The organism is Legionella gratiana, from assembly GCF_001467695.1.
In the GTDB taxonomy this organism is placed as follows: Bacteria; Pseudomonadota; Gammaproteobacteria; order Legionellales; family Legionellaceae; genus Legionella; species Legionella gratiana.
This window is the reverse complement of sequence record NZ_LNYE01000029.1, coordinates 634921-659958: the sequence shown is the minus strand read 5'-3', so window position 1 is coordinate 659958 and position 25038 is coordinate 634921. Positions and strand designations below refer to the sequence as shown.

Genomic DNA, 25038 nt, shown 5'->3' with positions numbered 1-25038 from the left:
ATTTTATTATTAAATATAGACAGTGTTTGCAAAATTTGCCCAGTAATAATTGATCTAGATAAATAGCAATGTAGATCGATAGGAGTAATCCGGTTTTGTTTCCAGTAACAGGCCCGTATCAGAGAGCGGTCATGTTTGAGCTCAGGTTGAACCTGTCCGCTCTGGCCAAGATCACCATCCCCCGTGACCGCTTATTGTTTCCATAGCAATGAATCCTAAAACCTAGGGTAACGTTGGTTCGATGGTAAGTTCATTTCTAGGAGGAGATACTCCCTCTCTATGATTGAAAAATCCGTGCTGTTTTAATGCACTGATGGCTTCATGCGACAATGAGTTTTGTTCTAACCAAGTAACCATATTATCTGCAGAAGTCGGATAAATATTTTGGATTAATCCTAATAGTTTGGTGCAAGCAGTTAAATCCAATACTATTCCTGTCCCATAATTTCCATACACGTAGAATGCATAATAGAGGTACTCCCACGGATCAGTGCCATTCGGTGCTAAGTTGAATAAATTAGGATGTGCTGCAAGACTTTCAGCTGCATTTTTTAGCCCTAGGGCAGTGATGCTGCAACAGCCGATGAGTAACAATGCTTTGAGCAGATCAACAGGCTTTTGTTTGATGTGGGCAAAAGCGTTTCCCACAACGTGATCGGGAAATTCAAATCCTGACATGAAGGCCACCATACCCGCCGTGATTCCAGGAATGATGGCAATGGCTAGTTTAGCCGCATAATGCAGTTCATCTATGGAGCAATTGTCTAACAAGAGTTGGCAGATCAGTTTGAAACCATCATACCCAGCTTGACTGCAAAATATAAAAAATGCAGCGCTTAACCAAGCACCAGTACTTGTCGTGGTTAGAAAAGTCATAAATTCACTAAGACGAGTAGAGCAAAATGGTGCTAATAAATCAGGATGCTCTACCAGTTGTTGGTAAAATTGTTCTAACTTATTTTGAATTAATGCCTCATCAAAGGTTTGATCCGCTGGGCCTATCCATGTTAATGCATCAGGATGCTGCTTATTAATAAGACTTAATTGCGCTATGATTTGTTTCTGAAATTGTCTGTCTTCATCAAATTTATTTTTAATCAGGGTAAAGAAATTTGGTAGGAAGACCAGGCGTACGGCAGAGGTCATGCAAAAACTGGATAAAGCAGAAAAACTGGATAAGGCTTGTGGGGCCCAGCTGGCAGCATAATATCCCATTGCTCCTGAAGGTATGGCGGAAATGGTTGAGATCAGCATGATGGTGGAGTTCGATAAAAAATTGCTGACACTGATACAGAAGCTTCCAGCAATTTTTTTTAAGCTTTCCATCATGTGCTGATAATAATTAAAACGCGTTCCCGTACCCACAGCGAGAAAAATAGCTGCAGAACCAATCAGATATAATTGAGTATTCAGATCCATACCGGCCCACCAATCGGCCCCTAGTGAAGCAGGAGTCTTTGTCAACACATAGGGTAAAAAGGGGAGTGTAGTCACAAAAGCAGCACTACCATAAGCTAAGGTTGACCAAGAAGGGAAATAGCGGGTTAACGAGGAGGGCGAAGGCAGGTAACGGGTAAGCAAGGCAGTGAAAGAGTGAGTATTAGACAGGATGGCATTTGCAAAATCGGTTGGTTCAAAAGTGTGATAATTTGGCAAAGAAGTGACACTCGACTCTCGTTCATATGCTGAATGAGTTTCGCGTGATATTGCTTGCATTTCTAAAACAACACTATTGTCTTCATGTCTTGGGTTCATAGGTCCATCTCATTCAACAGCTTTGATGAAAAATTATCAAATCGATGCCTACTGCGCAAGAATTTATAGTGGTTTTTGTACAAATGCATTGGAATGCTGCTTGAAGCTAAGAAACGACATCTAATGGTCTATAATTATCCGTGTGGATTATTAAGGAGCGAAGCATGTCTGACAATAAAACAAACGATTTGCTTTCTTGTGGTATCGATGTCAAAACCATCCCAGGCCTTATTACTAATGAAAATCATGATCTGGATGCGATCACCCGTTTGATGTCGGATATGACTCTGGACGTTTACCCCCACGAGGATATCTTTGGGCAATTTTGTCAATTAGGTGCGTACATTGAATGTCCGCCCGAGATGGCTTTTGAATATTGCTCCAATGTTTTAAGTCTCAATGAATGGACCTTCAGCATGAGGAATTTTGAATACATTGGCGGTGGTGTATGGCGTTCGGAAGAGCGCCTAGGTAAACAAACCTTTGTTTATACTAAAGTATGCGCCTACCCTGATTCAGGAGTGGTTGATTATTTGTGTGCTTGGGATCAAGCGCTTGAATTGTGGATGCGTTATTATTTTCGTTTTATTGATGCTAAGCCAACTCTAAATAAACCAGGAACTGTGGTGCTTTGGACCAATTGTAAGCACCCTTATTATGATCGAAAAACAGCCCATTTACCTGACTACATTAAAAAGGGACAAGAACAAACCAATCGATCCTGGGTGGGAGATTTTTGGCATCAATTTGATGCCATCCATAAAATTGAGATGAATAATCTGAAACGTATTTTGGAGTTTCGTTTTAAAGCATCCCATCAAGGTTTTTTATGATGACTCTAGCTGATTATCTGATTCGCTATCTTTATGAAAACGGAGTAAGCCATGTGTTTGGAGTAAGTGGCGCTAATATTGAGGACATTCTAGATTCTATTGCAAGACTTGATTTGCCTTTACGTTTTATCCTGGCCAAGCATGAGTTTTCAGCCGGTTGTATGGCTGATGGTTACAGTCGAGTGTCTCGTTCTTTGGGTGTGGTGATGAGTACTTCCGGAGGTGGCGCTTTGAATCTGGTTCCTGCTCTTGGCGAGTCTCTGGCATCCGAACAACCCGTATTAGCCATAGTAGGGATGCCACCGCAGAGTTTGGAAGGTAAAGGGGCGTTTCAGGATTCCAGTGGCTTGAACGGCAGTTTGCGAGGAGAGGATTTGTTTTCGGCTTTGGCATCCAAATATTTTGCCTGGGTGCAGTCGGTGGATGATTTTCCGCAGCAATTGCAGCAAGCTATTAGACAGGCGCTCACACCACCGTTTGGTACCTCTATTTTGCTGATCCCGAAAAATTTACAAATGCAACATCTAGCTGAAAAACCGGAAATAGGAATCCAAATCCCAATCGTAGCATGTGATGAGACTTGCGATTCTACCCTACTGGAGACACTGTTACAGATATGTAACAAGTCAAAGGGATCAGTGCTGATTTTAGTTGGTGAAGAAATACATCGTCAGAACTTAGAGAATGACCTATGTAAATTGGTTGAGCGATTGAATGCTCGGGTGGCTGTCACTCCAGAGGCAAAATCAGCCTGGAGCAACGAATCGTCACGATTTGTTGGTGTAAGTGGTATCGCCGGACATAATTCAGTGCTCGAAGCAGCCCGAGTATCCCGAACGATCATCGTTATCGGAACGCGTTTACAGTTAATGAGCCGCCTGGGTCTAGAGCCTTATCTGGATTCAAAAACAATTATTTACTTGAATACCAGTGCTCCTTGCTATGACTTCTCCAATAATGGACAGTATGTCCATATTTTGAGTGGTGGATTGAAAACTAATTTGCAAACATTAACAGAGCAATTACCCGTTAGTGACAGCCTAATGGTGACGAACTCTGGCCTTATTTATGAAAAAACCAATTATTTTGATTCAATTGAAAGCTGTGAACTGTGTTTTGAATCGGTTTTTTCATTACTTAATCAAGCAATTCATCATGAGGATATTGTATTTGCTGATGCAGGAAATACAGGTGGAGCGGCCATTCATTATTTGAAAGGCGCGTCTTTTTTCGCGATCGCTCTGGGCATGGGGGGGATGGGTTATGCATTGGGTGCGAGCATTGGTAGTTGCTTGAAAAGCGGGCAACGTACGTGGTGTGTTCTGGGTGATGGAGCCTTACTGATGCATGGTATGGAAATACACACCGCCATTCAGTATGGCTTGCCTATACGTTTCATCGTGTTTAACAACAACGCCCATGCGATGTGCTATGACCGGGATCGCTTGTACTTAAGCGGAAAAACCGAAGCCAATGTATTTGAAAAAAGTCAATATGGCACTGGGATGGCGCATATGTTTCCTGGATTTTACAGTCACGATGTTAATTCTCGAAGTGATTTACGCCGACATTTACTGGATCTGGCTGATTATCGTTTACCGGCATTGTTATCGATTAATCTTGATTATCATGAAATTCCACCTTTTGTACCATTTTTACAACGCTTCAGGAGCATCAAAACATGAAAAAAGCCAGATTGGTACATGTTGTCCATTACATGCCAGAGCGAATAATTAATAACGCACAATTGATGCAGCAGTTGATAAACGAAGGTGTTCTCTCGCCGGAACAGGATGCCCTGATTGATAACCCGTTTTTTAAAGGGGTTGAGGAACGGCGTTTTGCTAGCCCCGATTACAGTTCTGCTGATCTGGGGGAATGTGTTTTAAAAAAATTATTGCACGAAACTGGATTAGCGGCCGATAAGCTGGATTTGATACTTATTAGCTGCATCTTTAATGACAGTTTCTGGCCAGGTATTGCTTCCACGGTACAATTTCGGACCGGCGCAAAACAGGCCAGTTTTATTCATATTGATACCAGTTGCTGTTCGTTTATAACAGGACTACGCACAGCGGCGTCTTACATAAAATCCGGACAGGCACGCAATGTGGCTGTTCTTACGGTGACCAATTTTATTTCGCGTTTACCCGAGTTTCAAAAGTCTCCGCGCTCCTTTGTATTGGGTGATGGAGCTACCGCTGCTTTAATGCGGCTTGATAATAGGGATTCGATTTTGGCAGTATGCGAACGCTCTTTTGGTCAAAATTACGGATTAATGCGTTTTGAGCCGGATATGGTGGGGGGTGTTTTTTACAATTATTGGGAACGCGGTTGCGGGCCTATTACAGTTAATTTTACCAAAGAGTTGCTGGATCAAATCAGAAGCAACGCACTGAGTATTGTTCCCAATATGATTGCAGAAGCTTTGAAACAAGCGAGCCTGGCGATTAATGAAGTGGATTGTTTCATCACGCATCAGCCTAATGAGTTTTTTATTCGCTCCTGGAGGGAACGAATAGGTATTGAAGATAAGCAGGCGCATGATACTCTGAAAAAATACGGAAATCTGTTTTCAGGTTCAATCTCCGTTACCCTGGCTGATGCCTTAGAAATAAAGCGATTACGTGCAGGTGATCGTGTAGCATTGGGAACCTTTTCGAATGGAGGAGATTTTGGTGCGTCAATAATTCTGACTTTATAGTCCTAGAAAAAGCACATTTCTATGGTCTATGTTATTTATTCGAATTCACGTTAATTAATCGATATTAATGCTTTTTCTGCATCTCGATAACCAGCAGCTATTCTCTTTCTGATGGTATTGGAAGAAAAGTCAAAAGGTGCGTTTACGTTTTCTGGATCTTTATTTTCAATATAAAGAATATTTTCAATATACTTGTAATTTATTAGACGCTGATATCCTGGCATCTGCTTGATAGAGCTATTTGTAGGTATTATTTTTTCAATTTCGTTGATTACTTCTATGTATTCATTAATTTTTTCCGTTAATTCTTTATTAAATCTGATTTTATTGGCAAACTGAATTTCAAAAATCCTGTCAAAAACATCAATCATATTGGTAGGTATTTTGCCTTGGCTAGGGAACAGATTAATGACAATAATTTGCTTTTCTACAGCAGGATTTGGATCAAGACATTCTAAAACAGGAGAGAGTGGTGTATTTTCAAATAAACCTCCATCCCAGTAATGGGTATTTTTTATTAGGGTCATAGGAAAACCAGGAGGTAAGCTGCCGCTTGCTAAAACATGCAAAGGCGTAATTTCTGTTCGATCATTACCTTGATTCGTAAACGTTTTCACCTTTCCTGTTGCAATATCTGTTGCAGTAAGAATTAAGCGTATGGAGGTATTATTTACTTTTTTAAAGTCAATATACTTTTCTAATAATTGTTGCAAAGGTTTAGTGAAATAAAAACTAGTCCAGTCCGCTAAATTCCAATAATCAGAGCGTGGATAAAAAAAGGATGGATTACCAAATAAGGCCAAATAAGAAGCCAATTTATCATTCAGAAAGGGAGAAAAAAGAGTAAATTCTTCCCATATTGCTTCTAGGGTAGCTATAGGCTCATCTTTAGCTCCAACTAGAGTAACTGCATTAATAGCACCTATAGAAACACCTGAAACAATATCTAGTGAGAATTGAGGATTCTCATAAAGACGTTTTAAGGCACCGAATTCATAAGCTCCTAGTGCGCCTCCTCCTTGTAGCACCATCCCTGTTTGTTTCATGTTATCCATCTTATACTGGCTGATTTCATCTTTAAGTATAGATTACTTTTTCCTTTTGATTTGAATTGTAGATAATCTCATAGAGTTTATGTTATGTTATCTGAATAGTCATTTTGATGAATTTAAATAAATATCGAATTAATGAGAAACAAAAGTTATATAGAAGGAGAATAAATATGTCAGGCATTTTAAGCTTTTTTGGTGTTCCAGTTAAAAAGCAACGTTCAGATGAATCATTTTCTTTGCAAAAACAATCTAAATTTTTGCCCGACATTTTTCGTATTGCTCTGAAAAATATGAAATCAGAAGAGAATTTAGCAAAATATTTGAATAAGCAAGCAAAAATCCATCCAGAAGAATATCGAGAAGCTATTCAAACTTATTTCAAAGAGAAATTAGATCAAAGGACAGGCCTAATGCGTCATGTTAGTTTTTTTGACTCTGAGAATACTTCAAAATTAAACTTTTTGAATGTCATGCAAGGATTTAAGGATTTAGGATTTGGTACTCTTTCTGCTTATTTAAATACTTTCCTTGTTATTGGTGGAGGTATCATAGGCACCCAAAAATTAGAACCACCTATCGAAAAGGTTCATGATTTAACCCATCCTATCTCTCATACTGCCCTTTTTAATCAGAACCCGGCTAAATTTAACAATAATGCCCATGATAAATTTGTAAAAAATATGATAAAAAGAATCCTGAATGGGCGTGATAAGCTTGAAGAAGAGGATATCGTTACTTTAGTGGATGAGATAGGAAAACGACACCCCACAACTGGCTTAGGTAAATTATTTGTAGCGCTTTTGAGACCGCTCCAGATTGTAGCGTTCACTAACGTAATGAACTTGTGTGGTGGTTCACTTTCAGAACAAGATTTGGAGGATTTCTTTGGAGGCACACTTTTTTATGCAATTGCTGAACCGACTTCTGTTGCTCATAGAGTAATGACGATGCGCTAAGTGACACGCTGTATGTGTTCATCTGAACGGATGCCAGATGTCTCTGGTTAAAATAAAGCACACGTAGCAATTGTTGCTACGTGTGCTTAATGTTTGAAAAGTATGTGCGAAATTTAAACGGCATCGACTTCAAAAGTATCCTATTCAAGATATTTATAAGAAACGTTCATAAGATTACGCAATTATAAAAATGAAATCAGTTTTTCACGGTCTTCTTCGCTTTTTTAGAAGGATTAAATGTTGAGGTCATCCAAATAATCAATAAACCGAGAGCTGCCCCTGTTAGAGTACCTATTCCCCTGGATTTTAAGCTACCAATAATAGCTCCCAAACCCATTCCGATGATAATTTCTAGATTTATCCAGAAAGATGCAGATAACACTTGTGCAATATTATCTGATGATAATACTGGATAATTTTTAGTTTTCTTATAAATTTTAAACAAAGTTATAGCGATAGTAATGCCTCCTCCCAAGAGTATGCCAGCAATTAATCCCAACAGCGCCCCAACCATAATTACGGGATTAAGATTCAAAACACAGCCACTGCAGCTGTTGCAAAGTGAGAATGACTGACCAATGAATCCACCGGAGACAAAACCAATGATTCCTCCGCTAATGCCCCCAAGAAGTGCGCTAACTACTAGGGCAACATAGAGATTAGGATTACGAACAAGTTGTTCAATCCAGTTCTTTAATAACAGAATTTTTTTTTCCTTGCTCATCAAAAACTTCCTTTAAAAAAATATATTTTATAATGCTTTCACAATAGAAGCTACGTTATCATAGGAACCATTCTTTATTAACAAACATAGGATATGTCGGTAAATAGCACTATTCATTCGGATCAAATAATGTATAGGCTGGTCAATTTTGTATTGTTTGGCCTTCCTATGTTTTTATTAATTGACAGTCCTTGGGCAGCTCAATACATTAACCATGGGCAAGATATCTGCAATTTACTCAGTATCGTCACTTATAGCCTCTTCCTTCTTTTTACTCGAGGAAAGTTGTATTGGCTGATTTTATTAATGACTTTATGCGGTTTGTGTGGCGAAATTTTTGGCTCCTTGATTCTAGCGCTTTACGAGTATCGCTTAAAAAATATTCCAGTCTATATTCCGCTCTGTCATGCTCTTCTCTATGCTGCGGTTTACTATACCAGTAAACGCCCTTGTATGATTCGGAACAAAGCAATGGTGAAATACAGTCTGGCTCAATTTGCTTTTCTAGCCGCGTTCCTGTCGTTATTGATGCTCAAAGATGTTGCCGGTTTTCTTGGTTATCTTGCATTCCTGGCCGTTTTACGTTTTCGCAAAAATACGCTTTTTTATTTACTGATGTTTGCGATTGTGTACTATTTGGAATTGATGGGCACCGTATTTTATACCTGGTCTTGGTATGGAGTGACAGGAGCTCATCCTCATTTCCCATCTATAGGGTTTACACCTTCCGGAGCCGCAATCTTATATGTACTGGTTGATTTAATGATTAATTCCCTCTATTTTTATTTTTTGAAAATACTGCGATTCGTATATCGAATAGTACCGGAACTCAGGATAAAAGAACTAAGAACACAAGAAAATTGAGACACTCCCTCGCTACTTATAAAATAGTATTTATAACTTAAAAAGGAGAGTGAATTGAATAATTCACACCTATAAAATTGGATTTTTTGCTTGAGAAACAGGCAATCGTATTTGTTTGTTTTTAGGTGGTAATTATGTTAAAAATCATTTGCTTAATGATTCAATAAATAACTTCTCAATAAGTCTTGGCAAAACCGTATCAGAAAGCAATTTGCTCGGATTTATTGAGAAGTTACTTCAATAAAGTAGCAAATTACCTTTTTTAAAGAGATTTTCATGGACGAAAATAATAAAGGCTTGACTATGCATGTCTGGATAGTCTGTGCGTTGGGTTTGTTCATTGATGGTTATGATTTATATATTACCTCTGTAGCGGAACCTTTCATTAATGCTTTATATCATCCTTCCTCACTGATGATAGGCCTCACTCAGGCTGCAGCACCTCTTGGTGCAGTGTTTGGCGCTATCATTATTGGGCGAATAGCAGACATGGTGGGAAGGAAAAGCATGCTGATCATCAATCTTATATTTTTTGTGGTGATTGCTCTTTGTTCCGCATTTGCTTGGAATATAACTTCTCTTTGTATTTTTCGATTTTTACTGGGTTTCGGCGTTGGTGCTGATTACCCTATTTGTGCCGCCTATTTGGCTGAAATGATTCCACCGAATAAAAGCAGCAAATTTATTGCAGCTGCTATGTTTATCAATTGTCTGGCATCCCCAGTAGGTGTACTTATTGCCTGGCTTTTATTCAAACTCCATCCTCAGCTCGACGTATGGCGGTGGATATTCGCATCGGGAGCAATACCTGCGATAATAGGATTACTGTTTCGAGCGAAGTTGCCAGAAAGTTTTGTGTGGGAAGTCCATAAAAAGTTAAAACCACGTTCCAGACGTGTGCTTCTCGCTCATTATCAATTTATATTTTCTCCCAGATTGATAAAAATTACTGTCTGTCTTTGTCTTTGCTGGCTTTTATTAGACATATCTTATTACGGAATAGGTTTATTCACTCCTTATGTTCTACAGGCATTTAATCTTTCGAGCGAGGCCAATTTTCTGGAGGCGCAAACAGAGGTACTGAAAAATACCTTAGTGGTCAATATTTTTGTTTCCTTAGGCGCTTTTGCGGTTATTTTTTTCGTGAATCAAGTATCTTTGATTAAACTGCAGAAAACTGGTTTCTTATTTTCATTTATAGGATTATTAATTCTTAGCATCAGCTTTCTTTTTCCAAGCACCAGTATTATTTTTACGGGTTTCATAGTATTCAATTTTTTTATAAATTTTGGGCCAGGGATTTCAACTTATCTGTTGCCCGCAATGCTTTATCATCCTGAATTCAAAGCCACAGGACATGGATTAGCTGCGGGTACAGGGAAGTTTGGCGCGTTTTTGGGAGCTGTATTTTTACCAATTTTTCAAACTCGCTTAGGTATCTACCTGACATTAGCAATTCTTGCCAGTACTCTTCTGCTAGGATGGTTCCTAACAAAATGGATGGAGCGGGAAACAGGTAAACTAACTGAACAATCGGATCATTTTTCTGAAAATAGATTGCTATCAACGTATTAAGAGGGAAAATTATGAATTATCAATTAAATGAAGAACAATATAGCTTTTGGAAAGAGCAAGGATTTGTATTTTTGCGTGATTTTCTCCGTATTGATTTGAAGCAGCATTTGCAAACCTGGTGTGATGAATTAACTTCTTGGCCTGAAACTCCAGGGAAGTGGATGAAATATTTTGAAAAAAATACTAAAGGTGAACGCCAGCTTTGCCGGGTTGAAAATTTTATAGATTATCATTCAGGCATGCATGAAGTGGCTAATAGTTCACGTACCTTAAACTTAATTTCCTCATTAATGGGAGAACAGGCAGCCATTTTTAAAGAAAAAATTAATTATAAGTTTCCTGGTGGGGGAGGATTCAAGCCTCATCAAGATGCTCCCGCCTTTATTAGTTTTAATCAGCGATTTCACATCACGATGATGGTGGCAATTGATAATTGCACTTTAGAAAACGGCTGTTTGCAAGTAGTTAAAGGAGGTGCTAATCAGCCTGTAATTCTTCCCCAAGAAGCGGATGGTTCTATTAAAAGAGAAATTGCTGAGGCATTTCAATGGTCTCCAATTGAATGTAAGACTGGAGATGTCATTTTATTTGACTCCTATTTGCCTCATTACTCTGAGGCGAACCAGAGTAATGAACCTCGTCGAGCAATTTTTATTACCTTTAGCAAATTTTCTGAAGGCGGAATAAAACGTGCGGCTTATTATCAAGATAAGAGGGAAAAATTTCCACCGGATTGTGAGCGAGATCCCAATAAAGATTATTCAGCAGGTGCTGCTATTTATAATGTCGCTAACCCTATTAGTGAAGCCATGTGATGAAAACAATGAATATTGACCAACAAATCGAAAGGGTTTTCCAATGCTTGTATATAGCTCAAGATATGGATTACATTGGTGAGCCGGTTTCGCAATTAGAACATGCATTACAGTGTGCCTATTTTGCCGAACAAGCCGGACACAGTCAGGAGGTCATTCTCGCTTGTCTCTTTCATGACATAGGACATTTTGCCTCCGATACCCTACAAAATAGCATGGCAAATTTAGGCGTAGTCCACCATGAATGGATCGGCGCGAAATTAGCCTATAGCCTGGGCTTTTCTGCGAAAATTGCTTTGCTTATAGGCAATCATGTAAAAGCCAAGCGCTATTTGGCGGGAAAGAAAAAAGATTATTTTGATCGTTTATCAGAAGCAAGTAAACAAACTCTTTCCTTTCAAGGAGGAGTGATGACCGATGAAGAAATGTTTCAGTTTGAAAAAAATCCTCATTTTAAAGACATATTACGCGTGCGCGTTAATGATGAAAAAGCAAAGAAAATGGGTATAGATGTGCCTAATCTCTCTTATTATCGCCCTTATTTATATAATCATTTCGAGAAAACAGGAAGAACAACTGAAAATACATTGCTGCCAAATTATGTGGATAAGGAATGGATAGAGCAATTTCAATCATTTCTTGAATCTTGAGCCTGATTTTATTCTACAGAATGCATGGCAGCCTAGCCTCATTGCCATTGACTTAAGGCCTTTCTAATTGTTCCTGATGATAATCTTCAAGCTCTGTAAGAGCTATCTTTGTATGTTATTTGTAGTGCCTCATAATCAACTTGAGCTTTATTTCTTTCCAATTTGAATGCTTTTTTATAATATAAAAATTTTTCATGATCGAATGAAGTAGTATTTTTTCCCATTTGCAAGATATATTCCTTGAAATAATCGACAAATCGAGTAGAAACGACACCCATTGAATACATGAAACCTACGGGATGATGTTCTTTTCGTGCCACAATTTCTTCGGCTTGCATTGAAAAAACTATTCCTTTCTCTTTAAGATTTTTTAAGATGCTTAAATTAGTTTTTTCAAGTAAAGTGAGATCCAATGACAGTGTGTCTAATAAATGAGTTGGCATTCTGTCGATTAGAACTTTGACTATTTGAGGTTGATTATACTCGATTGCAAGGAGTAAATAATGCCGTTTTGCTTCATTGTCTAAATTAGAGAGCTCATCATTTCCATCTACTTTTTCTAGAAGTAGCCTTAAACAAGCTGGATCTTTACCAATAATTGCGCGTGTTATTGCATCATTACCATTATGTAGCGTAAGAATATCATTCACTAACATCTTTTTTTCTACTGATTTCTCAAATGAGGCCATAATTTGTTGAAGAAGTAATACATTTCCTCCTTCTGCTGCATAGCCTAATAGCTTACTTCTAAAATAAGCATATTCACTAAAAAAATTATAAATCTTCGTTCCATTTTCGGTTTGGAGGATTAGATCGAAAACATCTTTTCGGCCACACAATAATGCTACAAAGAGTACTTTTCCTAATTGGCGATTATCTAATATAGGCAACAATGGGGTTAATGATTTTGTGCTATTCATGTTCGCAGCTATAAGGGCTGCTTTGATAATATTCTCTTTATTCTTCTCTAAAGAGATTAACTTTTTCATCACTTCAGTATTATTAAAGCAACTAGCCATTTCTATGGTACTTATTTCACTTTCTTCTAATAAATATCTTTTGCTTGGATCTTTTTTGTTTAGATATTTATCGTAAATTTCCTCTACTTTGGGATAAGGTTTTCGTCTGTGCGACTCTTTTATTGGATTCAAGAGAATATTAATCCGCAAACACATTTGAGATTTGCATTGAAATACATTTTTATGCAACTCTTTGACTATATTATTTATATGAGTAAAAGATTTGGGGCCATTTATGTAATTTGGATCATAAACAAAGTACTGCTCATTTTTTTTGGAAATAGCAATGGCATGACTCTTACTACACACTAACATCACTTCATCCCGTTGCAAATCAATATCAGCAATTACCTTGTTCCAATTCTCATCTTCAGTCAATAGGGCCAATTCAAAGGTTGATTTTAAGGGCTTCTTATCTATAAACTGCATTAAATAAGACTGTGATTGATTCAATGATTTATTAAATTCTTCAGGCATGAAACTCAGAATCACATCAATTAAAAATTTATTTATTCGTGACACTTCATTCTTTGGAGTTTCCTTATTTCCTGAAACATATTCCAGTAATTCAATAAATTTCTCTTCCTTTTCCTCCAATACGTATTTAGCATATACAGTAGCTAAGCCATTACATATACCCTCTTCATCCAATTCGTAAGGTAGATTATTCAATTCAAGATATTGATTAATATTTTGAATTATTTGTGCCTGAGACAAATTCATACAATCGCCTTTTAACATAATTCTCTTATTATTAGTTTAAGAAAAGAGAGTTAACGTTATATGAGTAGGTAATGACAAAAAGGAATACTGGGTTTTCGTCGATCCAGGCCAAACTGGCAATGAGCTCACAAAAAACTAAATGTAGAGTATGTTTCTTCTACGTTATCGAACAGGATGAATGATTTAAGGGTTTAATCTCCTCTATATCCATATTTATTTCTGTTTCTTTCAGGTCAATCTTGAACCCAATCGAATCACGCGTTTTTACAATGATCCCTTTACTACCAACATAATAGTCTGATGCAATTTGAGGGTGCTACCCAATGATAAAGCTCTTCAATATTCATATGGAATGAATCAAGATGCAGATATATAGGATATATTTGCTTTTTAACAAAGAAAACTATAAAAAACTTTAGAGACGTTACCTAAATTAGTAAAATTTTTCTTAAAATGTTAACTTTACCAGGAGCCCGGTAACCAAGAACCATGTAATCCATGAGGGACACGTTGTGGTAATTTAATTATCGCAAGCGGGCTAGATGCAAAATTTTGTGCATCTAAAATAACAAATAAGCTCTTCTTAGTTGTTTTGTGATAGGTAAATAACATTAAGTAACCATCATCTTCTTGTTTGGATTGATTGGCGGGAACATAAACTGCCTCACTAATTTCAACGTCTTGGCCAAAATCATGCACAATTGAACTATTAGTATTTAAATCATATTTAATCAACGCATGATAAATATCACTGCTAGTAGCTGCTGAAGGTAAATAAACAGGGGTATAAATATAACGATGTTGATTCCCTGTATAATGATCATTAATGCGTGGAAATTCAACATTTCGATCATCAAGTTGTTGATGGTAAGCAGTTTTTTGCAGTAGATTAAGGGTCGTTCTATATAAAAAAGCAGGTTTTAAATCTGCCATCATAAAGTCGGGGTAACGAATATAATCGATAATTATTTTTTGTTTCTGTTCGTAAGCATTAGCAAAGTGGAAGCAAAAAAAGGCTTCTGAATTGATCCAAATAATCTCCTTATCTAAATGAGCGCGAGATAAAACCGCGATTCGAGTTGAAAGTTGAGGTTCCCAAGTAGCAAAATGTTTGCCTTTCATTTGAGCCATAAAATCGACAATAACCGGACATAGGAAAATAACGACATAATGATGAGTAATGACAAAGTCATGGACCATGTAATTGTGTTGTACGTTAATGATGCCATGTTTTATCAATTTCCCTTCTTTATCAAACACATGGTAAGTAATGAGCGATTGGATGCCATAGGCTATGGTAAATAATTCTCCGGTTTGGGGATCTCGGCGCGTGTGGGCATTTAATGCAATGGCTTCAGCAGCATTAGTGGGATTCCACTCCCCAATGGTATTTAATTGCGCATCAATTTCATAAGCAGAAGTTGCTTCATGTAAGGCTAAATAATGATTAGCATGGCGAATAACATGAATAAAGCGGCCAATTTTAATAGGTAGTGAAGGATCAGTCGGTTTTAACAGTTTTTGATCACGAATGAAGGGTAATTCTACGCCACCATATATTGCTTTCCCTAGCCGTCGTTCTACTTGTAATTGTGCTGTATCAACGAAACGATTCTTATAAGTAACTTGACCCTCTTTAAAATAAAGGGCGTGCAGCATCCCATCCCCATCGAAAGGATAGGTATAACTAAAAGGTGGAAAGAGGGGATTAGGGCCGTTACGTACATAAATTCCTAGCAAGTCTTTGGGTAATACGCCAGTAATAGACAAATTGCATCTTTCTAATTCCTGGGTAATCGGAGCAAAGTTTTGTTGTAAAAAGGGATTGTTTTTTTGAGCTAATTCGGATTGTTCAATGAGTTGGCGACTTTTTTTCTCTTTATACCAGTCAGGAAATGTTTGTGTAAACCAAACTGCACACACAATAGGCAGATAGGAAATGGTTTGATAAAACCAAGGATTAAAAGCTGTATAGAATTGTAAACTATCAATGAAAGCGTTTATCAAAAAGCTAGTAGTCCAAACTCCAGTAATCCATTGATTGATTCGGATAAAAATTTCGCTTTTCCAAAATTCTTTAGGGACTTGTTTCCGTGCATATTGCAAGGTAAATGGTTTATTAATCAATAAAGAAAAACCAGCAATACTTGCTAAGGCATAACTCGCTATTAAATCAGCGTGCAGAGTTAGCCAGTCAAAAGAAGTAAAAAATGTTATACCAAACAATAATAAAAAAAATAGAAGAGTACCCCAAGTGAGTATAAAACCTTTTTTTAATTCATCAAAACTTAAAAGAACAGTAACCGCTAAGGCAGCACTAATAGCCAAAATATGCAGGTTATAACCTAAGAAAATAAAATATAAAATCCAAGGTAAAAAACCTAACATTATGTTTAGCATTTCTTTTTCCAAAAGATTTTCATCCGTATTCTTTAGTATATAAGTATATACAATCGTAGGCGAGATACCGCTTCAGCAAAGAGTAACTTCTTAGCTCTCCAAGCTTAAAAAATGCATTTTTCAAAAGATTCAGTTAGAACTGGAGATTGATAGCGTGATGTCAATTATCTATATAAGTATTCTAATTGCATCGTATCTATAACCTCGTTATTTTGATAAAGTTTACCTGATCATCCTAATTAATAAAGGACAATATGATGTATGTTTTCAATAAATTGGGCGCTTACGTTATAGAGTTTGTTTATTCATTTATTTTATTTTTACGTTTCATGGGGCATTTATATTGCAGCATTGTTCATATGTTGATTGGTCGATTAAGTCTCTCCTGGCTTAATATTGTAAGAACAATATATTATTCAGGTGCCAGGCTTGCGATCCCCTTAATGTTAATCAGTACTGTCTTAGGTATTTCAATGGTAATGAAAGTTAACAGCATTCTGACCCCGTATAATTTGCAACGTGATGGGCGGCTAATTGCACAGAATATTTTAACTCATGATTTAGTACCATTTCTCATTGGAGTATTGTTATGCATACAATCCGCATTAAATTTAATTAATGTGAAAAATGAAGAAGACTTTAATTTACCGCAGCAAGTACTTGTTAACCATATATTGCCTGTTCTCATTGGTATTAATATTGCGGGTGGGTTGTTGTATGCGTATTCTGTCGCTGCATTTTTTATAGGCATTTATGTTACGTACCAATATTTTTTGTACACTAATCTATACGTACCTATGATACGTATACTAACGGCTATAACGCTTTATGACGTAGTCTACTCAATTTTAAAAACCTCACTGTATTGTACCATTGTTAGCTTGACTATAGGGTATTACCACTATGATATGGTTGTTAGAAACCTTTCATTAAGATTAACGGTTTCACGGATTATGACGAGGGGTTTTTTATGGCTCGCCCTAATAGGGGTTTATTGGAATTAATTGGAATAGGATAGTTATGCATCAAGAGCGCTATTATACATTCGTGGGTATTTTTGTTGTAGGTGCACTTTGTTTGATGTTTTTTGCCGCCAAATTTTTATATAAAGAATACTTACTAGCAAGGCATGATACTTATGTAATGTTTTTTCAAGGTTCATTAACAGGTTTAAAGGTTACGTCCAAAGTAACTTATCGTGGGGTCAAAATTGGTGAAGTAAAGCTCATAGAAATTGCAGAAAATAAAAATAAAACCGAAGTTGAAATACCTGTTTACGTCGACTTTTATGTGGCCAGGACGTATAAAAAAAAATATCATCCTGTTGATATTTTAATAAAAAAAGGCTACGCAGCTACCGTAACCCAAACTAACTTTTTGACCGGAGATGCAGAAATTGCACTAATTCCAGCTACAAAATCTAGAGAAATATTTACTGCCAAAAAAAATTTTTATAATACATATCCAATTTTTCCAACGATAGAAAATAAAAAGGCGACATCATTTTCTGATGCCTTAGCTTCTTTTAAAACCACGTTAAATACTATCAATAATTTTTTACAATCTAAAGAAATTGCGCGAGTAATTGAGCAAACTAGAGCTATGGCTGATAGTATTGAAAAATTAGCAGATAATCTTGATCAAAATACCGTACCAGTTATTGCTTATTTTACTCAGGCTTTAACAAATTTTTCAAAAGCTGCAAATTCATTTGAAAATTTAACTGATTATTTATCGCGACATCCCGAATCTTTATTCCGAGGTAAATCGTGAGAAATCTAAGTAATTTTGACAGTATTTGCTATCATGACTTATCTGGGTAAGAAGCAAAAACTTTAGCGATGTCTTGTGTTAAATGCGTCAAGTTATTGTTCATACTAGCAATAAGATTTTCCATGGTGATGTTGGAAATTTTTAGTCGATAATAAACGTTTTTTTTCTTCAAAATATCATTTTGATGATAAAGAATGAATTCAGCACGCAATATGCTATTGCCTTGCATATCGATAGTGAATTGTTCAATATCAATTTGTAATTGATAGGTTGGTTTGAATTTAACGTTCCAAGGAGAAGTTTCGACAATAGCGCCGGGTAATAAACTAGCTAAATTGGTTGAAATGACGCTTTTTATGTTTTTATCAAGGGCTCCAGCCCATTGATGGTATTCTTCTAATGCGACCCGATTTGGGGAGGAGGAGATCATTATCTGCGGTTTTTCAAGGTAGGCAGGAAGGGTAACATCATCAATGCCCAAGCGTAAGTTATTATAGTGATTCGTCTGTTTATTTGGCATAGCGATAGGATTTAATAGATAATACTGGGGTTCTTTGCTCCGTGTACAAGCAACTAAAATAAAGCCTAATACGATGAGACTTATTTTTTTTATCATTGCATATTCCTTGTAATGATTATAGGCATTGTGGTCAATTATCCTATTATCATAAAGTGGCTGAATTTAGCTAAATTGCAGTTGTCTACATGAGTTTAATTCTTCTTTTGCCACTATGTTAAAAAGAGCTGGCATTTTTTCATGAATTTGTTCTATAAGAATTTCATCTGCTTCTTGGTTGTTTTCAAATAGTATTATTTCATGTGAGGGATTCTCAAAAAATTTATCCATCTCTTTAGCATATTGCGGACTTACTTTGCTTTCATTATTTTGAAATCGGCTGGCGATGAAACTTTCTCGAAGTTTTGGTGCGACATTAATCATTACAAATTTAAGCTCGGGTATAGCATTTAGTAACTTAAGTCGATGCTTGTCGAGATACATGGCTTGTGAGATAACAAAATCCTGCTTCGGAGTTTTTTCTTTTTGTGTCTTGATAACATCAATCAAGACATTGACAAACTCATCTATCATTTCTGGAGTCATTTGTTCATCTTCGATTAAACAGTCTAACATCCTTGGTGTGATATGTTTATCACCATCGATATGGATGATGTTTAGTTGTTCGAGTAGCCTTCCAATATAACTTTTTCCTGAGCCAGTTTTACCAAACAAAAAATATAGGGTCATTGATTGCAACCGAGTAATAAATATTCAGTGAATAACCATACAACAAAATAATGGGAATGTGTATTTTATTTTTTATTTTACCAAGTTCTAATTAGATGATTCAGGTAAACATTATTCTGATTATCAGTGATATCATTAAGTTTTTTTTATTCCTGTTTTAGCGTTGTGAGTGTGAGCTAATTGTTGACATTGGAACAGGATAAGATTCGGGATCAATTGAAACTTCCAATGAGTCACTAAATTCTTGTATAAATTCTTCAGAATTTATATAAGAACTAAGCTCATTTTTAATTGCAGATAAAGCAATTTCCAGTTCTTTAGGATCCCACTTAATCGCAAATTGATTTGTTGGCGTAGACTTCGATTTTGCAATCAGATCAAACATTAATCCTGGTTCAGGGCCGCGTAAAGGGACTCCAGGAATAAATTCATGTTTAGGGTCTCCTCTTCCCCAAAGATGAAGATGGAGCATACCTGGCTCTTCTTCATTGCCTATGATGGTTTCGCGCGTTATTTCATCAAAGTGTTGTGAGTTGTTGCCAAGTTGAGAAAATTGTGGAATAAGCCCCATATGTTCATATACTCGTTCCATCATTGCAGTGACTTCATTTAATCCTCGTTCTTCTGCTACGGTGTAGGGGCGGTTTAATGCTGAAGCAATATCGGATTGAGTATCATTCAGATATCTTATTATAATTCTGTATCCTCTACAGTCTGTTGGATTCAAGATGATTGAGTAATTGTATTTAGCGTTTACGTTCACGTGAGCAATAGATGTTCCTGCCTTAGTGTAATCTATTGCCCAATGTTCTTTCGGATATTGATATTTAAAGAATTTAATTGAATTAATATAGTGACTCACTGTTTCTTTATCAAAGCTAGTCTTTTCATACATATTATTTTCTCTTAAATTAAAAAGATTAATGTTAGGTGTTAGCGAAGAAAAAATGGATAAAAAAATTTGAAGGAATGGTGTTAATAAAATAACTTTATTTATTAGTTGAGATATAAGCACCATTTTTTATCCTAAAGTATTAGTTATTGGAGGGTAACATGATGTCCATAATTTTGTCATCTTCCATGTTGTCTAATTTGACGCTTTCTTTTCCTACAGATATCATGCTTGGATTAAAGAGCCTACTTAACTCGTATTTCACATGTTGCTTGTTTGCTAAAACCTGAGCATAAACTGAAGTATCATTCATTGCGTATTCCAGAAATGCACCGACCTCCAGATCACAACTGAAGTATTTGAATAAATCAAGAGTTACATTATTTTTTTTAAAAACTTCTTGAATCAATGAATCATGTAAAACATCTATAACTTCAAGCATGCCATGATAACCTCGTTTTGCATATACAGCTATCAATTGAAGTAAAAATAGATTGATATCCTGGCTTAAATTTGGATCTTGTCGGTTTTCTTGCATATAGCAATTAAGCATGAATACTATATGGCAAGTATGGCCAGATATCGAACCTACATAAGCTGCCCGAAAGCGATTATTAGACCAAAACCATTGAGGTGGGTCTATATCTTTTTTAGGTGAAACCTCACTGGAATCCACGAGCATATTACGCATAGGATTTCGTTGCGCATCAACAAAAGTAGCAGAAGTGGAACGCATTACTCCTCCAGCAGAATTCCAGGTATCTGCACCTACTTTTTGTGCTGATGTTTCATATTTTCTTTCTAAAATTCCAGTTTCTTTTGCTTTCGGAATGCGGTCTCTTCCCTGATATGCACGGCAAGATTTCATAAAATGCAAAAGCTTTTTTTGATTGTATTTTTCTTTATCTTTATATCCATTAGCAAAAATACTAATTTTTCTTTCCATGTCTATGGGGGAACTTACAAGTCCTTCCGATCCAAGGAAAAAATTTAATATTTTATTGGCTGCGTTCAGTGTTTTTAATTTCAGCTTGCTGTCATCAAATAAACCCTCATAAGGTTCATCTTGGCTGTTTAATGTTTCTTCTGAGTGAGTTAATCCATTAATGTATTGCGCAAGACGTGTTTCAAAAAAGCGTCGAGTATCATTTTTAAGAGAATCAACTTCTTTAACATATTTACAAATAGAACGAAAATGGTTCTCATAGTACTTAGGAAAGTCCTTTGGTAGGATCAAATCTCGGAAATATGCCTCAATTGCATTTAAACAACCTTCATAGTTTACAAATAAATAATCAGCAGCTACTTTCTGTAAGAAATTTTTTGAGGCAAGTTTATTTGAACTTAAATAACCAATAGTCATTGTAATGAACATAGATTGATCGACACCCTTAGTAACAACCTCAAGATATTTTTTGTGAGTTAACATCATAGGTATGTAATTCTTATCACCAAGAGAAGGTCTAAAAGATGGCAATAAGGAGTCAAAAGATAAATCTGTAAGCTGAGAAAGTGCTGACATTTTAATTGAAGCTTTAGTTTTTTCGAGTAATGCTGGTAATAATTCTTTTTTTTCACGCATGCTGAGACAAATACCGGTATTCTCATTTGATAATTCAGGGATGGACTGAAATACATTTAATAGTAGAGAAATCAAAGATTTTATGTTCTCTTTAGCAAGTTCTTTTTGCACATAAGCTAAAACAGGGGAGTTGAGAATAGATAGAGGCGCTTTTTTATGTAAATCTAAAAGTCTCTCATACTGTTCAAAATTTGATTTATCCAGCTCAAGTTTTAGTAGAAGCTCATTAAAAAGAGCGATATCCTTACTAAGAATGACTTTCAGAAATATAGCCCTCAAATGCTGCTTTTGTTCTTTATTACTGTCGATTTTATTGATTAAAAGAGAAAATAATGATTCGAGTGTATCAGTTAGGAGTTGAGGTTCATTTTGCATCTGTTCTGATCGAGTAAACTCAGTTGATGAGGCATGAGTTAAACTCCGTCTGTCTGAATTTATTTTTCTTGTACCATATTTTTCTGTCCCATTACATGCTTTTTCAAGTAATTCTCTTGTCTCTTTTGAGGTTTTCTCAAGTAATTCTCTTGTCTCTTTTGAGGCCTCTTCAAGTACCTTTCTTGTTTCTTTAACTGATTGATGTATTAAAACTGTTGTACAATCAGATACGTTTTTAACTGATTCAGTTGTTTTATATGACGACGAAATGACCATTTCAGTTGTTTCTTTGGCATAACTTTTTAATAATTCAGCAATATCTCTATAATTTTTCATGGTTAAAAATGATTCAATATGATTATTAATTTTCATAATGTACCTTGAGGAAATTAAGAAAAAATTAAGGAAAGATGCTGATATGGACTGCGGTTATTTTTAAAATTTCATGAGACTAAAGAAGAATAAATGTTACAAAAATAGTTTATATTGATAGAGCGACTATGAATTCTATTTTTTGATCACTAGATAATCATCTATCATTTAAGTCGAGGGTTAAAATGGGGAACCATACTGATGTTATATACATAAAAAACAATGTCATTGAACCTATATTTCTCAATCTTCTTGAGGCAGTTTACAATAGCTCTTATCAAGAAGTAGATGAGAGTCTTAAGAACAAACCAAATTTTATTAATAGAATTGTCACTCCAACAAATCAATCACTTTTATCCACATTATTTTCTAAAAAAACAATTGATTACACTATGTTGGATATTCTTTTGAAACATGGTGTTTTATTTACTTATTCTATTAATACATCGGGTGATTTACCTGATGATCATGCATGCAAAATAAGAGACTTATTCTTACTCAAATATTTGGTACGTCATGGAGTCTCGATTTCTGAATCTGCTGTTCATAAATTATTAATCAAAGCTAAAAAGATTGAAACGGTTAACGTTGAAGAGATTTTTCGGCTTTACTACCTAATTAATCAACTGGGTGGAATGTCTAAAGTTGCTGATATGAAAGATGAGGAGGGGCTTACTTTTAAAACTAAAGCGATGCAGATAGGGCTGATCAATGACGCATACGGTATTTTGCGATACGACTTATGGCATTTGCTGATTTTGGCTGAACAAATACAATTAGACCTAAACGAAAATGCAACTAAATCCTTAACGAACGAGATTGATCTTATTAATGTTCGCTATCATGATAAGAATAAATTAGACTTATCTTCTCTAGGAACCTCATTATACTCTCTTTTCAATTCCAGTGGTTCATCTATAGCACCAGCTGATTGTTCTTATAGTGAGCAACTGGAAGAAAAACATATTTACTCATATAAGCCTGACGTTAGTTCGTTATAAATTCCAGGACTTAAGGATGTCCTCATTTTAAATCCATTCCGAGTTTTCGGCAAGCGAGCGTGACTAAAGACAGAGTTGTTGTTTAGCCTACGTCCTCTGATAGGGATTTTTAATCCCCGCTCCAGGTCGTTGTTATGGATGGGCGCACCAGGAATTTGTAGAAAATGGGTGAGTTTCTCCCAATGCTTCAGCATGTAATTTATGGCTTTACCCAGGGAATCATTAGGCTCGACTTGTTTGGAGGACAGCAGATTCTCCCCTTTGCTTCCATCATCACAGGTCTGCTGTGCTTTTGATGATAGATTAGACGCTGTTGTTCATTATGCCCAAGTTGTTTTGATTCCTCGTCCATCTTAAATGGAATTGAAAGCCACTTCATGATGGGCAGGCAATGTTCTGGGTAGAATGCCTGCAACTCATCAAACTTACGAAAGCCATGAGACAAGCAGTTGCACACAATAGTGTCATGGGAGACTCCAACAGGAAAAAATCAGATTTATGATCTATTATTTAGGTATCAGAAAGAAGAAATTAGGAATTATTTTTTCTTTAACTGTATATTTAATTTCTTTCTCTTTTGTCTTAGGAGTAAGTAATGAGCTATGGGTCTCAACTGTACGAAGAAATAAAGGAAGCGGTGGATTTTTTTAGATTTTTGAAGAGTACGCCATTAATTCGGCAGATCAGAAAAATTATTAATAATACGGATAAAGATTGTAAGAAAATACCAAAGGATAACATCTTCAAAGAAGTTTATAGTGACCAGAAGAAAGAGATGGCTGTTGTACAAATACTAAACGCAATAAATCAATCTACAGAAAAGAATACTAATGATCCAAAAATATCTAGTTTAATTCAATCTTTAAATGGTGAAAAGATCAAGATAGGAGGTTTCTCTAGTCCGAATTTTCACGAGTACGAAAAAGGCTCTGTTGCTAAATCAACATTGAAACAAACTATAAGTTTGTCTAAAAACTCGACTTTGCCGAGTTTAAAAGAAAAATTTATACAAACACTTTCTAATGTTGCTAATTCAATTGGTACTTTTTTGAAGATACTCTCGAAAAAGAATGAAATATCTGATAAACAGAACAAATCTAATGATCCTAGGGTAGGATAATGGAAAATAATAACGCCTTATCTGAACTAGAACATTTATTACAGCAATTAGAGCCTGAGCTAAAAAATTTTAATTTACTGGTTGAAAGTATGAGTACGATTGTTAGTGCCTATAAAAATAATTTCAATTATATAAATATGATCGATAAAAGAAAACGGTACTTGGCCAATCAAAATGTAGAAGAACGAATAAAACTAATTATTTCTGAACTTAATGAGTTTTCAGACCTAATAGAAAAAATAAGTCGCGATGAAGAAATAATAGAATTATATGCTAAAGATGAGATTTTAAACAAATGTCGTGATCTGAGAAATAGTATATTAATAAAATTAAATAGAGCAAACACTATGTGATCTTTTCTTAGGAAATTTTTTGTTCTTTTCGAGTAGCCACTCCTCCTTTTGACAAATAAATAGACTTTTCTTTCGGTTTTTCCAATTCAACTTTTGGGTGAACCGATAATGCAGGTAGTTTCATCAATTTTTCACAGATAATCAATAAGTTGACGAAATCTCTCAAATTTTAACTGATTTTTCTAGGATAATGAATATATGAAATTAACTTCAAACATTTTAATATGAGTAAAAAAGGGGGAATTCTATAAAAA

At 35.8% G+C, this 25038-nt stretch carries 23 protein-coding genes; 13 read left to right on the top strand and 10 right to left on the bottom strand.

Going from position 1 to position 25038, the window contains the following annotated elements; genetic code table 11:
- Positions 1-222 precede the first annotated feature (222 nt).
- Positions 223-1755 (bottom strand): hypothetical protein, encoded by a 1533-nt coding sequence (locus Lgra_RS18395; RefSeq protein ID WP_238584471.1) that lies wholly within the window; start codon positions 1753-1755, stop codon positions 223-225.
- A gap of 164 nt (positions 1756-1919) precedes the next feature.
- Here Lgra_RS18395 and Lgra_RS15905 point away from each other — a divergent pair, with 164 nt between their 5' ends.
- From Lgra_RS15905 to Lgra_RS15895, 3 genes are read left to right on the top strand one after another with little or no spacing between them, the layout of a single operon-like run.
- On the top strand, positions 1920-2588 hold the full coding sequence (locus tag Lgra_RS15905) for a hypothetical protein (protein ID WP_058500134.1): 669 nt from the start codon (positions 1920-1922) through the stop codon (positions 2586-2588).
- Positions 2585-4273: a thiamine pyrophosphate-binding protein gene (locus Lgra_RS15900; RefSeq protein ID WP_058500133.1), complete on the top strand. Its 1689-nt coding sequence runs from the start codon at positions 2585-2587 to the stop codon at positions 4271-4273. The genes Lgra_RS15905 and Lgra_RS15900 overlap by 4 nt, the downstream gene beginning before the upstream one ends.
- The gene (locus tag Lgra_RS15895) at positions 4270-5292 is read left to right on the top strand and encodes a 3-oxoacyl-ACP synthase III family protein (RefSeq protein WP_058500132.1); all 1023 of its coding nucleotides are present in this window, start codon (positions 4270-4272) and stop codon (positions 5290-5292) included. The genes Lgra_RS15900 and Lgra_RS15895 overlap by 4 nt, the downstream gene beginning before the upstream one ends.
- Positions 5293-5342: 50 nt before the next feature.
- Here Lgra_RS15895 and Lgra_RS15890 read toward each other — a convergent pair whose 3' ends face one another.
- A complete protein-coding gene (locus Lgra_RS15890) occupies positions 5343-6338 on the bottom strand; it encodes a patatin-like phospholipase family protein (RefSeq protein ID WP_058500131.1) in 996 nt (331 codons plus the stop codon).
- 116 nt (positions 6339-6454) lie between these two features.
- Between Lgra_RS15890 and Lgra_RS15885 the strand changes: the two genes are divergently transcribed.
- On the top strand, positions 6455-7300 hold the full coding sequence (locus Lgra_RS15885; protein ID WP_238584470.1) for a caleosin family protein: 846 nt from the start codon (positions 6455-6457) through the stop codon (positions 7298-7300).
- A gap of 196 nt (positions 7301-7496) precedes the next feature.
- On the opposite strand, the gene Lgra_RS15880 is transcribed toward Lgra_RS15885, so the two are convergent.
- Entirely contained in the window at positions 7497-8024 is a 528-nt protein-coding gene (locus tag Lgra_RS15880) for a hypothetical protein (RefSeq protein ID WP_058500129.1), read from the bottom strand.
- A gap of 129 nt (positions 8025-8153) precedes the next feature.
- Between Lgra_RS15880 and Lgra_RS15875 the strand changes: the two genes are divergently transcribed.
- The 4 genes from Lgra_RS15875 to Lgra_RS15860 all read left to right on the top strand — a co-directional run bounded on the left by Lgra_RS15875 (position 8154) and on the right by Lgra_RS15860 (position 11928).
- On the top strand, positions 8154-8888 hold the full coding sequence (locus tag Lgra_RS15875) for a hypothetical protein (protein ID WP_058500128.1): 735 nt from the start codon (positions 8154-8156) through the stop codon (positions 8886-8888).
- Positions 8889-9164: 276 nt separating this feature from the next.
- A complete protein-coding gene (locus tag Lgra_RS15870; protein WP_058500127.1) occupies positions 9165-10463 on the top strand; it encodes an MFS transporter in 1299 nt (432 codons plus the stop codon).
- An 11-nt stretch (positions 10464-10474) separates the two neighbouring features.
- The gene (locus Lgra_RS15865) at positions 10475-11278 is read left to right on the top strand and encodes a phytanoyl-CoA dioxygenase family protein (RefSeq protein ID WP_058500126.1); all 804 of its coding nucleotides are present in this window, start codon (positions 10475-10477) and stop codon (positions 11276-11278) included.
- Positions 11278-11928: an HD domain-containing protein gene (locus Lgra_RS15860; RefSeq protein ID WP_065231764.1), complete on the top strand. Its 651-nt coding sequence runs from the start codon at positions 11278-11280 to the stop codon at positions 11926-11928. Before Lgra_RS15865 ends, Lgra_RS15860 begins: the two co-directional genes overlap by 1 nt.
- A gap of 86 nt (positions 11929-12014) precedes the next feature.
- On the opposite strand, the gene Lgra_RS15855 is transcribed toward Lgra_RS15860, so the two are convergent.
- Complete coding sequence (locus Lgra_RS15855) at positions 12015-13670, bottom strand: YopT-type cysteine protease domain-containing protein (protein WP_162264330.1); 1656 nt, start codon at positions 13668-13670, stop codon at positions 12015-12017.
- 462 nt (positions 13671-14132) lie between these two features.
- Positions 14133-16070 carry a carotenoid oxygenase family protein gene (locus tag Lgra_RS15850; protein WP_058500124.1) on the bottom strand — a complete coding sequence of 646 codons (1938 nt, stop codon included), beginning with the start codon at positions 16068-16070 and terminating at the stop codon, positions 14133-14135.
- A 257-nt stretch (positions 16071-16327) separates the two neighbouring features.
- Between Lgra_RS15850 and Lgra_RS15845 the strand changes: the two genes are divergently transcribed.
- Positions 16328-17074 (top strand): hypothetical protein, encoded by a 747-nt coding sequence (locus tag Lgra_RS15845; RefSeq protein WP_058500123.1) that lies wholly within the window; start codon positions 16328-16330, stop codon positions 17072-17074.
- Positions 17075-17090: 16 nt separating this feature from the next.
- On the top strand, positions 17091-17843 hold the full coding sequence (locus Lgra_RS15840) for an MlaD family protein (protein ID WP_238584469.1): 753 nt from the start codon (positions 17091-17093) through the stop codon (positions 17841-17843).
- Positions 17844-17874: 31 nt separating this feature from the next.
- On the opposite strand, the gene Lgra_RS15835 is transcribed toward Lgra_RS15840, so the two are convergent.
- The 4 genes from Lgra_RS15835 to ceg14 all read right to left on the bottom strand — a co-directional run bounded on the left by Lgra_RS15835 (position 17875) and on the right by ceg14 (position 22310).
- Positions 17875-18459 (bottom strand): PqiC family protein, encoded by a 585-nt coding sequence (locus Lgra_RS15835; RefSeq protein ID WP_058500122.1) that lies wholly within the window; start codon positions 18457-18459, stop codon positions 17875-17877.
- Positions 18460-18525: 66 nt separating this feature from the next.
- A complete protein-coding gene (locus Lgra_RS15830; RefSeq protein WP_058500121.1) occupies positions 18526-19089 on the bottom strand; it encodes a zeta toxin family protein in 564 nt (187 codons plus the stop codon).
- Positions 19090-19246: 157 nt separating this feature from the next.
- The gene (locus Lgra_RS15825; RefSeq protein WP_058500120.1) at positions 19247-20107 is read right to left on the bottom strand and encodes a hypothetical protein; all 861 of its coding nucleotides are present in this window, start codon (positions 20105-20107) and stop codon (positions 19247-19249) included.
- A gap of 16 nt (positions 20108-20123) precedes the next feature.
- Positions 20124-22310: a Dot/Icm T4SS effector Ceg14/sidL gene (gene ceg14, locus Lgra_RS15820; protein WP_058500119.1), complete on the bottom strand. Its 2187-nt coding sequence runs from the start codon at positions 22308-22310 to the stop codon at positions 20124-20126.
- Between the two features lie 185 nt (positions 22311-22495).
- On the opposite strand from ceg14, the gene ankJ reads away from it, so the two are divergent.
- Positions 22496-23311 (top strand): Dot/Icm T4SS effector AnkJ/LegA11, encoded by an 816-nt coding sequence (gene ankJ / locus Lgra_RS15815; RefSeq protein ID WP_058500118.1) that lies wholly within the window; start codon positions 22496-22498, stop codon positions 23309-23311.
- Here ankJ and Lgra_RS18390 read toward each other — a convergent pair.
- Positions 23278-23505, bottom strand: coding sequence for an IS66 family transposase (locus tag Lgra_RS18390; protein ID WP_238584468.1), 228 nt, complete (start codon positions 23503-23505; stop codon positions 23278-23280). The genes ankJ and Lgra_RS18390 overlap by 34 nt on opposite strands.
- A gap of 401 nt (positions 23506-23906) precedes the next feature.
- On the opposite strand from Lgra_RS18390, the gene Lgra_RS15805 reads away from it, so the two are divergent.
- Both Lgra_RS15805 and Lgra_RS15800 read left to right on the top strand, forming a co-directional pair.
- Positions 23907-24431, top strand: a complete 525-nt coding sequence (locus Lgra_RS15805; protein ID WP_058500117.1) for a hypothetical protein — start codon at positions 23907-23909, stop codon at positions 24429-24431.
- Complete coding sequence (locus Lgra_RS15800) at positions 24431-24784, top strand: hypothetical protein (protein WP_058500116.1); 354 nt, start codon at positions 24431-24433, stop codon at positions 24782-24784. The genes Lgra_RS15805 and Lgra_RS15800 overlap by 1 nt, the downstream gene beginning before the upstream one ends.
- Positions 24785-25038 lie beyond the last annotated feature (254 nt).

Bases quoted from the DNA above. Each gene is read 5' to 3' on its own strand.
- Lgra_RS15900 (WP_058500133.1), top strand. From the start codon at position 2,585: ATGATGACTCTAGCTGATTATCTGATTCGCTATCTTTATGAAAACGGA.
- Lgra_RS15830 (WP_058500121.1), bottom strand. From the start codon at position 19,089: ATGACCCTATATTTTTTGTTTGGTAAAACTGGCTCAGGAAAAAGTTAT.
- Lgra_RS18395 (WP_238584471.1), bottom strand. From the start codon at position 1,755: ATGAACCCAAGACATGAAGACAATAGTGTTGTTTTAGAAATGCAAGCA.
- Lgra_RS15855 (WP_162264330.1), bottom strand. From the start codon at position 13,670: ATGAATTTGTCTCAGGCACAAATAATTCAAAATATTAATCAATATCTT.
- Lgra_RS15850 (WP_058500124.1), bottom strand. From the start codon at position 16,070: ATGCTAAACATAATGTTAGGTTTTTTACCTTGGATTTTATATTTTATT.
- Lgra_RS15870 (WP_058500127.1), top strand. From the start codon at position 9,165: ATGGACGAAAATAATAAAGGCTTGACTATGCATGTCTGGATAGTCTGT.
- Lgra_RS15865 (WP_058500126.1), top strand. From the start codon at position 10,475: ATGAATTATCAATTAAATGAAGAACAATATAGCTTTTGGAAAGAGCAA.
- Lgra_RS15890 (WP_058500131.1), bottom strand. From the start codon at position 6,338: ATGAAACAAACAGGGATGGTGCTACAAGGAGGAGGCGCACTAGGAGCT.
- ceg14 (WP_058500119.1), bottom strand. From the start codon at position 22,310: ATGAAAATTAATAATCATATTGAATCATTTTTAACCATGAAAAATTAT.
- Lgra_RS15885 (WP_238584470.1), top strand. From the start codon at position 6,455: ATGAATTTAAATAAATATCGAATTAATGAGAAACAAAAGTTATATAGA.
- Lgra_RS15905 (WP_058500134.1), top strand. From the start codon at position 1,920: ATGTCTGACAATAAAACAAACGATTTGCTTTCTTGTGGTATCGATGTC.
- Lgra_RS15835 (WP_058500122.1), bottom strand. From the start codon at position 18,459: ATGATAAAAAAAATAAGTCTCATCGTATTAGGCTTTATTTTAGTTGCT.
- Lgra_RS15800 (WP_058500116.1), top strand. From the start codon at position 24,431: ATGGAAAATAATAACGCCTTATCTGAACTAGAACATTTATTACAGCAA.
- Lgra_RS15805 (WP_058500117.1), top strand. From the start codon at position 23,907: ATGAGCTATGGGTCTCAACTGTACGAAGAAATAAAGGAAGCGGTGGAT.
- ankJ (WP_058500118.1), top strand. From the start codon at position 22,496: ATGGGGAACCATACTGATGTTATATACATAAAAAACAATGTCATTGAA.
- Lgra_RS15845 (WP_058500123.1), top strand. From the start codon at position 16,328: ATGTATGTTTTCAATAAATTGGGCGCTTACGTTATAGAGTTTGTTTAT.
- Lgra_RS15840 (WP_238584469.1), top strand. From the start codon at position 17,091: ATGCATCAAGAGCGCTATTATACATTCGTGGGTATTTTTGTTGTAGGT.
- Lgra_RS15880 (WP_058500129.1), bottom strand. From the start codon at position 8,024: ATGAGCAAGGAAAAAAAAATTCTGTTATTAAAGAACTGGATTGAACAA.
- Lgra_RS15860 (WP_065231764.1), top strand. From the start codon at position 11,278: ATGAAAACAATGAATATTGACCAACAAATCGAAAGGGTTTTCCAATGC.
- Lgra_RS15825 (WP_058500120.1), bottom strand. From the start codon at position 20,107: ATGGTGCTTATATCTCAACTAATAAATAAAGTTATTTTATTAACACCA.
- Lgra_RS15895 (WP_058500132.1), top strand. From the start codon at position 4,270: ATGAAAAAAGCCAGATTGGTACATGTTGTCCATTACATGCCAGAGCGA.
- Lgra_RS15875 (WP_058500128.1), top strand. From the start codon at position 8,154: ATGTATAGGCTGGTCAATTTTGTATTGTTTGGCCTTCCTATGTTTTTA.
- Lgra_RS18390 (WP_238584468.1), bottom strand. From the start codon at position 23,505: ATGCTGAAGCATTGGGAGAAACTCACCCATTTTCTACAAATTCCTGGT.